Raw genomic sequence first — 14,475 nt, 5'->3', positions numbered from 1 at the left:
TAAATGCGTTCCTATCAAAAATCAGAAGCTGCATATAAAGAAGCAGTAGAGTTAATGCCAGGAGGGGTAAATAGCCCGGTCCGTGCTTTTAAATCTGTTAAAAGAAACCCAGTGTTTATGGAGGCAGGGAAAGGCTCGAAAATCTTTGATATTGATGGCAATGAATATATTGACTATGTTTTATCATGGGGGCCGCTTATTTTAGGACATGCTGATGATCGAGTAGTCGAGGGAATTAAAAAGGTTGCTGAAAAAGGAACTAGTTTTGGAGCACCAACGTTAATTGAAAACGAGCTTGCTGCTCTTGTAAAAGAACGTGTGCCGAGTATCGAAATCGTTCGGATGGTTTCCTCCGGCACAGAGGCTACAATGAGTGCAATCCGTTTAGCTCGCGGCTATACGGGTAGAAATAAAATTCTGAAATTTGAAGGCTGTTATCATGGACATGGCGATTCTTTGCTTATTAAAGCAGGATCTGGGGTAGCTACACTTGGTTTACCAGATAGTCCTGGAGTGCCCGAAAGTGTTGCAGCAAATACGATTACAGTTGCTTATAATGATTTAGAGAGTGTAAAATATGCCTTTTCTATGTATGGGGAAGACATTGCAGCTATTATTGCGGAGCCGGTTGCGGGAAATATGGGAGTTGTTCCTCCAAAGCCAGGATTTCTGCAAGGACTGCGTGATGTGACAACAGAATATGGTGCATTACTTATTTTTGATGAAGTCATGACAGGATTCCGTGTGGACTACGGATGCGCACAGGGTTACTTTGGCATTACCCCTGATATAACTTGTCTCGGAAAAGTAATTGGAGGAGGATTACCTGTTGGTGCATATGGTGGAAAAGCAGAAATTATGAACCAAATTGCACCAAGCGGACCGATATACCAAGCTGGTACATTATCTGGTAATCCACTTGCAATGACAGCAGGTTTTGAAACAATATCGCAATTAACAAAAGATACGTATAAAGAGTTTATCCGAAAAGCGGATCGTTTAGAAGAAGGCTTAAAAGCAGCAGCTGCAAAATATGAAATTCCGTTTACAGTAAATCGTGCTGGCTCTATGATTGGTTTCTTCTTTACTAATGAAGATGTAAAAGATTATGAAAGTGCAAAAACATCTAATCTAGATTACTTTGCAGCCTTTTATAATAGTATGTTAGAACATGGCGTATTTCTTCCTCCTTCTCAATTTGAAGGGATGTTCTTATCTACGGCATTATCGGATGAGGATATTGAGCATACGATTCTTGCTGCTGAACAAGCTTTTTCTACGTTGAAAGCTTAAATTAAAACTGTAAAATAACTTATTAGTTATAGCAAAATAAAACAGCCTAAAATCCCCATGGCAATTTATCGGGATTTTAGGCTGTTTTAGTTGTTCCCATCTTTCTATGCGTTCAAATTACCTAGAACTGTCGATTTTTTGCCACTTTATGAAGGGAAATAGTATGTTATGATGCAACTATTAATAGGACAAGAAGGGATTTTTTCATGGATTCATTTGTAAAGATGCAGGACGTTAGTTTTACGTATGATCATACTACTATCTTAAATAAAATCAATTTGAATTTAGAAAAGGGCAAATCATATGCTTTAATTGGTAAGTCTGGAGTGGGGAAAAGTACACTTCTCCATCTTCTCGCTGGTTTCTTAAACCCAACGGAAGGAGAAATATTAATGGATGGGAAGAGAATCCAGCATCCACAAAAGGATATTGGCTTTATGTTTCAAGATTTAGGCCTTTTTCCTTGGTTAAATGTATTTGATGCTATTTCAATGCCTTTAAAATTAGATAATAGAAAAGCGAAACAGGAAATAAAGGATAGGGTAACAGCGTTAATAAGAGAAGTTGGGTTAAGTGGGATGGAGAGTAAATATCCAACGGAGTTAAGTGGAGGGCAGCAGCAAAGGGTAGCTTTAGCAAGAACACTTATTAATAAACCTGATTTGTTGTTAATGGATGAGCCAACATCTACATTAGATGAAATGACAAAAGAACAAATTCAACAGTTAATTGCTGAGCAGGTGGAAAAACGGCAGACCACGTTACTGTTTGTTACGCATAATATTGAAGAGGCAGTCCTTCTGGGGGAGTTTATTTTATTGCTACAAGAAAATGGGGATATCGAGACGATTGAAAATCCGCTATTTAGAGTAGAGAGAGCAAAGGACAATCTATCCTTCTATAAGGCTTGTATTGAAGTACGAAAAAGATTAGCGGCGGTACATGTATGAACAAAATTATGAAAAAAATCATCGTGAATCAACTATTCTTAGGTTTTATAAGTGTCGGTTTATTTTGGTATACTGTCTATTTTCTCCTCCAGTCTCACACTATCCCCTCCCCGCTTTTAACAGTTACTTATATGTGGCAAGAAAAATATATATTGCTTCTTCATTCAGGAGCTAGTTTGTTAAGAATTTTCATTGCTTTATTCATTTCTTTGGTAATAGGTATTCCAGTGGGAATTATTTTAGGGAAAAATAAGCGAGTTAATACCTGGCTATCCCCTTTTTTATATTATATATATCCAATTCCCAAAGTAGCATTTTTACCGATATTTATGATTTTGTATGGTCTGGGAAACCAGTCTAAAATCATGTTAATTATTTGGATTATTATTTTTCAAATCATTTTGTCTGTCAGAGATGGTGTCTTACAAATACCAGCAAGCTATTTCAAAGTGATGAACGGCTATCGGGCATCTATTTTCCAGCAATTTATCTATTTAATTTTTCCAGTAATACTACCAGCGATATTTACGGGGATAAGAATCAGCATAGGGATTAGTTTAGCAACCTTATTTTTTGCCGAAAACTATGCAACGACATATGGAATTGGCTACTATATTATCAGCGCTTGGACAAAAATGAATTATGAAGAAATGTTCGCAGGAATTGTAGCCTTAGGATGTATTGGTTTATTGCTATTTATTTTATTAGATAAACTAGAATTAAAAACGACACCTTGGAATTATAAGTAAAAAGAGATAAATATAGTTTAGGGGGAAGGGGATAATTTGCCCCATTTAAATTTAAGAAAGTAGGCTGGGGAAATCACCCGCAGATTGAATACATTTGGCTTGGTTTTCTCACAACTCTTATAGGAGCGTTTTAGGGCTTGTATAAATAAAAAGATTCTCCTATATGCTGCATGTATCAATGCAATCAATACGCAGTAAGGAGAATCTACTATGATAATAACCGTAATCAAAATAAATCAAGTATACTTGTATTCAGTCTGCTCTGTTTTCCTAAAAATTGTCCCTTTTAATTTGGCAACAAAGTAAAGTCGGTTAAATCTTCATAGGAATAGCTTTCTTTAATTTGCCCTTTCTCTTTTGTCCATTGAACAATGGAATCAAAGGAATTTTTTGGCACTACACTTGCATAAGGAAAGCTTTCTTTTGTTGTTAAATAGTTGCTCATAGCTTCAGGAAATTGGTATTTAGTTAATATATCAGCATATTCCTTTGCTTTTGTATTGTTCATATAGTCAATAGCTTCATTATAAGCTTTATAGAACGCTTTGATATCTGCTGGTTTAGAGGATATTAGTTCATCTGAAAATAGAATGGATCCTCCTTTAATTCCTGCATCTGTTGAGCTTCCTAAAAGGTGAGCACCTAGGCTGACTAGCATGCTAGCCTGTGGTTCTGTAAAGACAACTCCATCCACTTTGTCTGCCATAAGTGCTTCTGCACGACCAGAAAAAGAAGGGATTTCCACGATATTATAAGTGAAGTCTTCTTTCGCTGCAAAATCATCCATAATATATTCCAAGATAAAATTCGGCACAAGGGAAACATTTTTTCCATCTAACTCTTTCATCTCTGTCACTCCTGAGTTTGGAGAGGATAGTATTTTAAAATCTTCACTTATATCAGAAGTAATCTTCATCTTTATGCCATTTTCCATAAAAGCTGCTGCTGTCATGACATCTGCGATTGTTCCGTCTACTTCATTCGCTTGGATGGCAACATTTCGATCAGTTGGAGCAGAGAAGGATTTGATGGAAACCTTTATTCCTTCTTTATCAAAGTAGCCATTTTCCTTTGCTAAAATAATTGGTATTGCTGATTCTGCTGGCAAAATGCCGATAGTTAGTTCTTCACTGGATGGTTTTTCAGACGTGTTATTTTCTGGATTATCTGTTTTAGTTGTGGCTGTCTTTTCACAAGCAGCAGTAATTAAAACGAAAACGAAAACGAGTATGAAGGATAGTGTCCATATTTTTTTCATCATCTTCCTCCTAAATGGTTACAATTTTCTTAAATGCCTCTAAGTCTATTAAATAAGGAATGGCATTTCTTTTTAGTAAAAGGGAATTAGTCCGCATATCATTGTGACCATTTTCACAAGTGAATGCAAGTTTAAATTCTTTTTCTTTTAAAGTGAGTATATTGGATTCATTGAATAGGCCAAATGGATAGGCAAATACATTTTTATGGTTGATTAGAATATGTTCGTTGCATTCGTCTAGATCTTTGGCAAAAGTTTCTTTACTAGAAGTCATTAATAGACTTTCTGACTCACTTGTACGTATATGCATTTGATGTGTGTGATTGGCATATTCAAATACGTCTTTCATTTCCTCTAGGTCACTTGTAGATAAACAGACAGATTTATCTTTTGCAAATATGCGTTTGTTATCATGCAGCCATCCTGTTACCACAAATGCTGTTGCGTGAAATTGATATTTTTTTAGAATCGGGTAAGCATATTCTTTGATGGATTGAAAGCAGTCATCAAAAGTAAGTAATATTGATTTTTCGGGTAAGGAATTGCCTCCTTCATAATATGCCTTTACTTCCTCTAAAGATAAAGTGTGGAAACCATTGTTAAATAAATACTCCATTTGTTGTTCAAATTTTTCTAGTGTAATGAAAAGGGGAGAGGGCAAGAAATCCTTATATGCTTGTTTGACATCAATTGGATGGAGTTCTGCTGCTTGAAAATCTTCCTCTTTTCTTATTTCGTGGTACATTAACACAGAAAAAGCCATCATAAAACCTCCTCTTTAATAAAATGCAGAATTCCTGCATTTCCAATTTAAGTAATTTTGTTAACTTACAAAATCTTCTTTTATTATATCGGACCATAATGGGAAAAAACGGCTAGAAGTATAAATAGTTTTAACAATTTGGTGTATAAATTCAGAAAAATAAGATTTTTTGTTGAGATTCGATTCTTTCTTAGCCAAACAAATAAAAGAAATATTCATAAAGTGTTACAGATAATCATAAGTTTTTAAAGACAATAGTGATATACACGTGAAAGGAATGAGAGGAGGAGTCGCTTTGTCTCAAGAAAATTCGTCTATTTTACGGTTTTCATTGGAAGAGTCCGTCTGGTTTCAAAAAGGACAGGAAGTAGCAGATCTGCTTTCCATTTCACTTGATCCCAATATAACGATCCAAGAGAACGATCAGTATATTATCATTCAAGGCTCTTTAGAGCTTAGTGGTGAATACAAGCGCTACAATGAAGGGGAACAAGAAGAGGAGGAGGTTTTTAAGGCTCCTAAATTAGTTCATTCTGTAATGGAGAGAGAGGAAGGGGTATGTGAATTTTTACACCATTTCCCTGTTGATATTACGATTCCTCTTGAAAGAGTGACAAGTCTTGATGATGTGGAAATCGAGATTGACACTTTTGATTATGTTTTTCCCGAAAGAAGCTGCTTAAATTTAACGGCTGATTTAACTATTTCTGGCTTGGCTGCTGAAGAAGTGGAGGAAGATATAGCGGAGGAAATAGAAGAAGAGTTGGAAGTAGCACGGCATACGGAAAAAGAGGCAGAAATAGTGGAAGAGAAGGCAGAAGAAGTGGAACTAGTACGGGATCATTCGAAGGAAGAGGAGGAGGACGTTTTAACTGATTCCATAGAAGAACCTGTTGAAATTGCGGTTAGTCCATTTCAAATTGTTAGTCCCTTACTAGAAGAATTGCGTGAAGAGAAGGAAACAGAGGATGACTTATACTCTTCCTTCGAGTTAGAGGTTAGAAAGACTCCAGAAGAGGAGGATGAATGGAGCACAAACGAACATACAAAGATCCCTTATTTTTCTGAGGCAGTTAGAAAGGAGGATGAGACTACTCCTGCAGAGCCAGAGATGAAAGTTTCCATATTACGGAGTGAAGAAAAAGTATTTTCTGCAGAAGAAGTCTTTCAAAAACCAGATCACGAATCCTCCACTGAAGTAAAGCAAGAAGAGGTTGTTTTGGAAGAAGAGGAACTAGAAGAATCATCTTCTTCTCCTAATGAGGAGCCTAAAAAGAAGAAAGGCTTCTTTAATAAAACAAAGTCTCTTACTTTTACAGAGTTTTTTGCTAGAAAAGAAGAAGAGAAGCATACAAAAGTGAAAGTTTGTATTGTACAGCAAGGCGATACATTAGAAAAATTAAGTGACCGATATAATGTAAATATCCATGCATTGTTAAAAGAAAATCGCATGGAAGCAAATCAAGATATCTATGAGGGGCAAGTTTTGTATATTCCTAGGAATTTTGTAGAGAAATAGGGCACAAACAGCAGGCAGGAGAAAATCCTGCTTGACTGTTTTTCTTGGCTTTTCAACCGTCTTTTGCTCTTGAAGTTTAAACAGTAAGAGAGTGAAAGGAATTGGGGAGGAAAACAAAATAGAGTCGATTGTTAATCGAATATATGGTAAATGCCCGAATCGTCAACTAACCATCGATAGAAACGGAGAAGATGGCAGTTTCACTTTATGAGAAAGTGTGGGCGGATATGAATGAACAAAATATATTAAAGAAGTATACACCAATTTTGAAGCCATATGCAGTCGAACCGAATTTTGTAGAGGAGTTCGGAAAAGTAGCGAAGATTTACAGTAGTAAAGGAACTTTTGCTTTGAAACGAATGGATCCTCATCAAGGTGCAGATTTCACCCGTCATATTCGAATGCTATATCAAAAAGGATATAATCGGATTGTCCCGATCTATCCAGCTGTGGATGGAAGATACGCTATTTTTTATGACAATAAGCTGTTTTACTTAATGCCATGGTTACCAAATGAGGAAAGAGAGAATTATTCCAGGAAGCATCAGCAAATGTTTCGCGAGCTTGCACGACTTCATATCTTATCTTCGAAAGAAGTGAAAATTGAGAAGGAAGATCGACAGGAGCATTTTGAAAATACACAGTTAGATATTGAAAAAGAACAAGAGTTTTTAAATGGTTTTATTGAGCTATGTGAAAATAAAGAGTATATGTCACCATTTGAATTAATGTTCTGTCTGTATTACCATGACATTCGGCAGGCGTTGATCTATTCGGAAACAAAGCTAAAAGAATGGTATGAGGAAACGAAAGAAGATGAAAAGGCAAGAGTCTCCATTATTCATGGGAAACTGTCATCAGAGCATTTTCTTTATGATGATAGAGGATATGGTTACTTTACTAATTTTGAAAAAGCTAGGTATGGAACGGCAAGTCATGATTTACTTCCATTTCTCTCACGCTCCTTAAAAACTGGACCGAAGCAGAATGATGAATGCATTGAGTGGCTATATACGTACTTTAAGCATAATCCGTTAAAATACGATGAAATGCTATTATTTTTAAGTTATTTAGCTCATCCTGGCCCCGTTATTCGAGTTTGTGAGAAATATATGAAAGCAAATAAGAAAGACATTAATGAACGGAAATATGTTCAAAAGCTGCTTAAACAATATTGGCTTTTAAAAAATACCGAATATGTTGTCATGCGGGTGGATGAGATAGAAAGACAAAAAAAAGCACAGCAGGATGCTGCGGAACAAGCAGAGGCCCAGGATTAAAAAACTTGGGTCTATTATTATTGGGTACTATAATTGTCACCATTTTTTCTCGTGTTCATAAAGTAAAGACAAACAAAAAAAGGAAATGAATAAAATTAAAAAATTTAGGCAATCCTTATTGACGAGATTAAGTTATTTTCGGTAGTATAGCATATATAAAATAAATTATTAAAGCAATGACAGGGAGTAGTACAGTGTAAGTTGTTTCAAAGAGAGGAAATCATTTGCTGTGAGATTTCTATTCAACCCATTGGAAGGTAGCCCTCGAGCTTCTTTTGCGAACGGTGTGCTTATTAGTAAAAGACGGACAGTATCCGATATCATCTTTTAAAGAGCCAATACCTATTTTGTATTGGAAAAAAGGTGGTACCGCGAACAAACTCCATTCGTCCTTTTAAGACGAGTGGAGTTTTTTTATTTGCATTTAAAAAGTACAAAGGAACAGGATAAGGAGGAAATTAGGATGGAAATGAAAGAAATCTCCATGCCGACAAAGTATGATCCAGCATGTATTGAAAAGGGTCGCTATGATTGGTGGTTAGAAGGCAAATTTTTTGAGGCAAAGCCAGATGAAGGAAAAAAGCCTTATACAATCGTAATCCCGCCTCCAAATGTAACAGGTAAACTGCATTTAGGGCATGCATGGGATACAACATTACAAGATATATTGACAAGAATGAAAAGAATGCAAGGCTATGATGTACTATGGTTACCTGGAATGGACCACGCCGGTATTGCTACCCAAGCAAAAGTAGAAGAAAAGCTGCGCGCCCAAAATATTAGCAGATATGATCTTGGCCGTGAAAAATTTGTAGAAGAAACATGGAAATGGAAAGAGGAATATGCAAGTCACATTCGTGCCCAATGGTCTAAATTAGGTCTAGGATTAGATTATTCTCGTGAAAGATTCACATTAGATGAAGGGCTATCCAAAGCAGTTCGTGAAGTATTCGTTTCTTTATATAATAAAGGGCTTATCTACCGCGGAGAATACATTATCAACTGGGACCCAGCTACCAAAACAGCGCTCTCTGATATTGAGGTAATCTATAAGGATGTACAAGGTGCCTTTTATCATATGAAATATCCTTTAGCAGATGGATCTGGTTATATTGAAGTAGCGACAACTCGTCCAGAAACAATGTTAGGCGATTCAGGTGTTGCTGTTCATCCTAAAGATGAAAGATACCAGCATTTAATTGGTAAGAAAGTAGTTTTACCGATTGTAGGAAGAGAAATTCCGATTGTTGCGGATGATTATGTGGAAATGGACTTTGGTTCAGGCGCTGTTAAAATGACTCCAGCCCATGATCCTAATGATTTTGAAGTTGGAAACCGTCATAATTTAGAAAGAATCCTGGTAATGAACGAAGACGGTACAATGAATGAGCGTGCTGGTAAATATGAAGGAATGGACCGTTTCGAGTGTCGTAAACAAATCGTCAAAGATTTACAAGAAATGGGTGTTTTATTCAAAATCGAAGAGCATATGCATTCTGTTGGTCATTCTGAGCGAAGTGGGGCAGTAGTAGAGCCATATCTATCTACCCAATGGTTCGTTAAAATGCAGCCATTGGCTGATGAGGCAATCGCCTTGCAAGATAAAGAGGATCAAAAAGTTAACTTTGTTCCAAATCGCTTTGAAAACACATATATGCGCTGGATGGAAAATATTCGTGATTGGTGTATTTCTCGTCAGCTTTGGTGGGGACATCGTATTCCTGCTTGGTATCATAAAGAAACAGGTGAAGTTTATGTAAATCATGAAGCACCAGCAGATATAGAAAATTGGACACAAGAGACAGACGTATTAGATACATGGTTCAGTTCAGCGTTATGGCCATTCTCTACATTGAACTGGCCAAATACAGAGGCAGAAGACTATAAGCGCTATTATCCTACTGCTGCTTTAGTAACTGGATATGATATTATTTTCTTCTGGGTATCTCGCATGATTTTCCAAGGTCTTGAGTTTACTGGGGAAAGACCATTTAAAGATGTATTAATTCATGGACTTGTTCGGGATGAACAAGGTCGCAAAATGAGTAAGTCTTTAGGAAACGGTGTCGATCCTATGGATATAATTGCTAAGTATGGTGCAGACTCCTTACGTTATTTCTTATCAACAGGAAGTTCACCAGGTCAGGATTTACGTTTCAGTATTGAAAAAGTAGAGTCTACTTGGAACTTTGCGAATAAGATTTGGAATGCTTCCCGTTTTGCGTTAATGAACATGGATGGTTTAACGTATGATGAGATTGATTTATCAGGTGAAAAATCAGTTGCGGATAAGTGGATCTTAACGAGATTGAACGAAACAATTGAAACAGTGACACGTCTATCTGAACGCTATGAGTTTGGAGAAGTAGGAAGAGTCCTTTATAACTTTATCTGGGATGATTTCTGTGACTGGTATATTGAGATGGCGAAGCTTCCATTATACGGTGATGATGAAGCGGCAAAACTAACAACTCGCTCTATTTTAGCGTACGTGCTTGATAATACAATGCGTTTATTACATCCATTTATGCCATTTATCACAGAAGAAATCTGGCAAAACCTTCCGCATGCTGGCGAATCGATTACCGTTGCGGACTGGCCAGAAGTAAATCAGGCATTCACAGATGAGAAAGCTGCAAATGATATGAAACTGCTTGTTGAGATTATTCGCTCTGTTCGTAACAGCCGTGCAGAAGTAAACACACCAATGAGCAAGAAAATCAGCATTTTATTAAAAGCTAAAGATGAAGAGGTAAAAGCTACCCTTCTTGAAAATAAATCTTTTATTGAGCGTTTTTGTAACCCGGAAACATTAAGTATTGATACAGATATTGCTGTTCCGGATAAAGCTATGACGGCTGTAGTAACAGGTGCTGAAATCATTCTTCCTTTAGAAGGTTTAATTAATATGGAGGAAGAAATAGCTCGATTAAATAAAGAGTTAGAGAAATGGAATAAAGAAGTAGAACGTGTTCAAAAGAAATTAAGCAATGAAGGCTTTGTAAAAAAAGCGCCAGAAAAAGTAATTAACGAGGAAAAGGCAAAAGAAAAAGATTATTTAGAAAAACGTGCTGCAGTTGAAGCGCGTATTAATGAACTAAAAGGTTAATTTCATAGTAGAACGAAGGGTGTCTCCGCTATCAAACCTTTGAGGCACCCTTCTTCTATGGAGGAAGCATTTACTTTTCATAACACTAGCTAAAGTTAATTAGAGCATATACTGGCAATCATTAATCTTATAAGAGGGTGTAGCAATGTTTCATAATTATGAAGAAGCATTAAATTGGATTCATTCTCGTTTGCGTTTTGGAATAAAGCCTGGGTTAACAAGAATGGAAATGATGATGGAAAAGCTAAACCATCCGGAAAAACAGATAAAGACAGTTCATATAGGTGGAACAAATGGAAAGGGATCTACTGTAACTTACTTAAGAAATATTCTGCAACAAGCAGGATTAACAGTTGGAACCTTTACCTCTCCATACATCGAACAATTTAATGAGAGAATTAGTGTAAACGGAATACCAATTAGCGACGAAGAAATTTTAGTATTAGCAAATAAATTATTACCAATTGTCGAAGAAATGGATCAGATGGAGATTGGCGGACCAACTGAATTTGAAATTATTACAGCGATGTCTTTCTACTATTTTGCTTATATCAATAAAATAGATATTGTCATTTATGAGGTAGGATTAGGTGGTCGTTTTGACTCAACAAATATCATCTCCCCTTTGCTTTCTATTATTACAAGTATAGGATTAGACCATACAGCGATTTTAGGAGACACCTATGAAAAAATCGCCTTTGAAAAAGCTGGCATTATTAAAACAGATACACCGATTATTGCAGCAGTGAAACAAAAGGGTGCTCAAAAAGTAATCGTAAATCAGGCAAATGAAAGGAAAGCGCCTATCTATCTATTAGATAAAGATTTTATGATAGATAAATACCATTCAACACCTACTAGTGAATCATTTGGATTAAAGTCCATATTTTTTAAATGGGAAGATTTACAGATTACCATGTTTGGTAAGCACCAAGTGGAAAATGCATCACTAGCTGTAATGGGTGCCCATCTATTGCAGGATACCTTTGAATCCATAAATGAAGATAGTATTCGAAAGGGATTATTTCAATCCAAATGGCCTGGCAGATTGGAAATTCTGTCAGAACATCCTTTTGTCGTAGTAGATGGGGCACATAATGAAGAAGGAATCGATGCACTGGTAGATGTATTAATTAATCGCTATAAAGATAAGAAAAAGCATATTATCTTTGCAGCACTTTCTGATAAAAAAACGGACAAAATGATTGCTAAATTGGATCAAGTGGCAACAACAATTACTTTTGTTACATTTGATTTTCCACGAGCTGCAAGCAGCAAGACATTATATGAAGAAAGTAATCATCCATTAAAGGATCAGAACAGTGATTGGAAGAAAGCTATTCTCAATCAATTGGAAAAGCTTACAGCAGATGACCTATTCCTCATAACGGGATCTTTGTACTTTATTTCGGAAGTGAAGGAATTTTGGAAAAATTATCAGAAATAACTACATCGCTTAAAAAAATATAGATTATTAGAATAGAAAAAGGTAGTATATATTTATTAGGCTGAAAATGTGGGAATTTTAAGAATATGATGGGGTTTTCACTTTTCATATAGTAAATAAAAATGATGAAATACAAACTTAATTGATAGATGAATGGATATAAAAGGAAGGGGGAGATGTGTATGATTAACCCAGTCTACAAAAAATTAATATGGACAGTTTGGACACTCCTCCTTCCTTTTGGTTTGTGGTTTTCTTATACATTGTATCCTCCGCAAATTTATGATAAGGGTTGGGAGTTAGTTGCTTTTTTACTATTTATGACAATTGTCGCTAGTATGCCGATGATTATAAATGGCATTCCAGTGTTTTTTCTGCAATGGGCAACTTTATCTGTTTTCTTAATCTTTGGATTAGTTATGGAAATCATTCTTGTTCAAATCGCATTATTAGCTGTACTCTATCAAGCTAAATTAGATAGGAAGTCGCTATTCCGCTTACCGATGAATTCTATTATGTTTTTCCTTGTTTCCTTTATTAGTGGGATTATTTACTATAGTTTCGGAGGCGGACATGGATTTGATATTGCCTTAAATTTTAAATCATTTGCTTTAATTAGTGTATATCTCATTTCCTATCTCTTACTCAATACTTTGGGGATATTTTTTATTGTTCGCTTTATCTATAAGCGAAAGCAACGATTTATCACCAAGGATTTGGTGTGGGAAATATTCACAACGATTATCACATATCCGGTAGGCATCGCTTTATATCTTATGTATGAATATATCGGGCTAGCTGCCTTAATCTTAATCGGTGTTCCATTTATCACGTTATCACTTATTTTAAAACTATATCATTCTAGTCAAACGGCGAATGATTATTTACGGAAAACAGCAGAGATTGGCCATCAGCTATCTCAAAATTTGTATGTAAATGAAACAATCGATTTTTTTATCGAAAAGCTTTATGAATTATTTAAAGTTGATTTCGTGTTTATTCATCAAGTTAATACGAATGAAGATTTAGAAATGATATCACGTGTGGAGCAGCAAGAGAGATTACCTCTATTACCTGAAATAATGAAAGAAAATGAGGGGATTTGTGGGAAAGTGCTGGCGTCGAAAAAAGCAGAAGTATACCATTCTAAGCAGGAATGGCAGATCGTAAACAAGGGATATATGCCGGAGGGCGTTCAAAGTGTACTCTGTATGCCGCTAAATAAAAATAATAAAGTAATTGGTGTATTATTGCTGGGAAGCAGACAAAAGAAGGCATTTGCAAACATCAAGTTAATGGTTTTAGACCTTTTATGCAGCCAATTTGCCATTGCGCTTGAGAACGCTAAATATTTTGAAAAAACAAAGGAAAATAGTGAGAGGTGTGCTCTGACGAAGCTTTATAACTACCGCTATTTTGAAAAAATATTAAGTGAGCAGTTTACTAAATTGAATGAAAAGAATTTGGACAATCTTGCGCTCATCATGTTGGATATTGACCATTTTAAAGCGATTAATGATCAATATGGTCATCAAGCTGGAAATGAGATTTTAATAGGTTTCGCCAAAAGAATTCAAAATCTTATTGGTGACCACGGATTGGTTGCTAGGTATGGTGGAGAAGAATTTGTCATCCTATTAAGCAATATAGAGAATAAAGAAGCATTTGATTTAGCTGAGTTTATCCGCAAGAGGATTGCCTCTAGGCCATTTGTCATTAAACAAAATATCGACGATCGTCAACAAATAAAGAATGTAAATATAACTGCTTCCCTTGGATTAGCTTATGCGCCAGTAGATGCGGATGAGCCGTTAGCTTTGATTCGTCATGCGGATCGCGCATTATATGTGGGCGCTAAACGAGCAGGACGTAATCGTGTCGCAGGTTATGTAAAATAAAGGCTTCTTGCAAAAAGGATCGAATAACCTGAAAGTTTTTTATCTAACTGATGGATAGTTGGATGAAAAGACAATGAATTAAAAGCTCTTTGAACTTCCTAGGTGAAGTTCATTTTTTTTGGAGAATTTATCGTGAACGATTAGAGAATGTAACTTATTCCCCCTATAAAAAGGCTATACTAGTTCAAAAGTACTTGATATAATGATGG

10 protein-coding genes and 1 other annotated feature are annotated in these 14,475 nt (G+C 35.9%); of the genes, 8 read left to right on the top strand and 2 right to left on the bottom strand.

The genetic code is table 11. The annotated features are described in order from the left end of the window. Positions 1 to 3 precede the first annotated feature (3 nt). From hemL to NSS71_RS12075, 3 genes are all read left to right on the top strand, one after another. The gene (gene hemL / locus NSS71_RS12085; protein ID WP_341151733.1) at positions 4 to 1,293 is read left to right on the top strand and encodes a glutamate-1-semialdehyde 2,1-aminomutase; all 1,290 of its coding nucleotides are present in this window, start codon (positions 4 to 6) and stop codon (positions 1,291 to 1,293) included. Positions 1,294 to 1,499: 206 nt separating this feature from the next. Beyond that, positions 1,500 to 2,243, top strand: a complete 744-nt coding sequence (locus tag NSS71_RS12080; RefSeq protein ID WP_341151732.1) for an ABC transporter ATP-binding protein — start codon at positions 1,500 to 1,502, stop codon at positions 2,241 to 2,243. Then, the gene (locus NSS71_RS12075; protein ID WP_235844484.1) at positions 2,240 to 2,992 is read left to right on the top strand and encodes an ABC transporter permease; all 753 of its coding nucleotides are present in this window, start codon (positions 2,240 to 2,242) and stop codon (positions 2,990 to 2,992) included. Before NSS71_RS12080 ends, NSS71_RS12075 begins: the two co-directional genes overlap by 4 nt. A gap of 286 nt (positions 2,993 to 3,278) precedes the next feature. Here the strand turns inward: NSS71_RS12075 and NSS71_RS12070 are convergent, their stop codons facing one another. Further along, positions 3,279 to 4,250 carry an ABC transporter substrate-binding protein gene (locus tag NSS71_RS12070; protein ID WP_341151731.1) on the bottom strand — a complete coding sequence of 324 codons (972 nt, stop codon included), beginning with the start codon at positions 4,248 to 4,250 and terminating at the stop codon, positions 3,279 to 3,281. Positions 4,251 to 4,260: 10 nt separating this feature from the next. Further along, positions 4,261 to 5,016 carry a polysaccharide deacetylase family protein gene (locus tag NSS71_RS12065; RefSeq protein WP_341151730.1) on the bottom strand — a complete coding sequence of 252 codons (756 nt, stop codon included), beginning with the start codon at positions 5,014 to 5,016 and terminating at the stop codon, positions 4,261 to 4,263. 292 nt (positions 5,017 to 5,308) lie between these two features. On the opposite strand from NSS71_RS12065, the gene spoVID reads away from it, so the two are divergent. The 5 genes from spoVID to NSS71_RS12040 all read left to right on the top strand — a co-directional run bounded on the left by spoVID (position 5,309) and on the right by NSS71_RS12040 (position 14,266). Next, positions 5,309 to 6,532, top strand: a complete 1,224-nt coding sequence (gene spoVID / locus NSS71_RS12060) for a stage VI sporulation protein D (protein ID WP_047943577.1) — start codon at positions 5,309 to 5,311, stop codon at positions 6,530 to 6,532. A 191-nt stretch (positions 6,533 to 6,723) separates the two neighbouring features. Further along, complete coding sequence (ysxE, locus tag NSS71_RS12055) at positions 6,724 to 7,812, top strand: spore coat protein YsxE (protein WP_445668933.1); 1,089 nt, start codon at positions 6,724 to 6,726, stop codon at positions 7,810 to 7,812. A gap of 167 nt (positions 7,813 to 7,979) precedes the next feature. Further along, positions 7,980 to 8,209 (top strand) — a binding site (T-box leader). Between the two features lie 66 nt (positions 8,210 to 8,275). Continuing rightward, on the top strand, positions 8,276 to 10,921 hold the full coding sequence (locus NSS71_RS12050; RefSeq protein WP_341151729.1) for a valine--tRNA ligase: 2,646 nt from the start codon (positions 8,276 to 8,278) through the stop codon (positions 10,919 to 10,921). 145 nt (positions 10,922 to 11,066) lie between these two features. Beyond that, the gene (locus NSS71_RS12045; RefSeq protein WP_341151728.1) at positions 11,067 to 12,368 is read left to right on the top strand and encodes a bifunctional folylpolyglutamate synthase/dihydrofolate synthase; all 1,302 of its coding nucleotides are present in this window, start codon (positions 11,067 to 11,069) and stop codon (positions 12,366 to 12,368) included. A gap of 182 nt (positions 12,369 to 12,550) precedes the next feature. Further along, positions 12,551 to 14,266: a sensor domain-containing diguanylate cyclase gene (locus NSS71_RS12040; RefSeq protein WP_053215746.1), complete on the top strand. Its 1,716-nt coding sequence runs from the start codon at positions 12,551 to 12,553 to the stop codon at positions 14,264 to 14,266. Positions 14,267 to 14,475 lie beyond the last annotated feature (209 nt).

The organism is Niallia sp. FSL W8-0951 (genome assembly GCF_038006525.1).
GTDB lineage: Bacteria > Bacillota > Bacilli > Bacillales > Cytobacillaceae > Niallia > Niallia circulans.
This window is presented reverse-complemented; position numbering and strand designations above follow the sequence as displayed.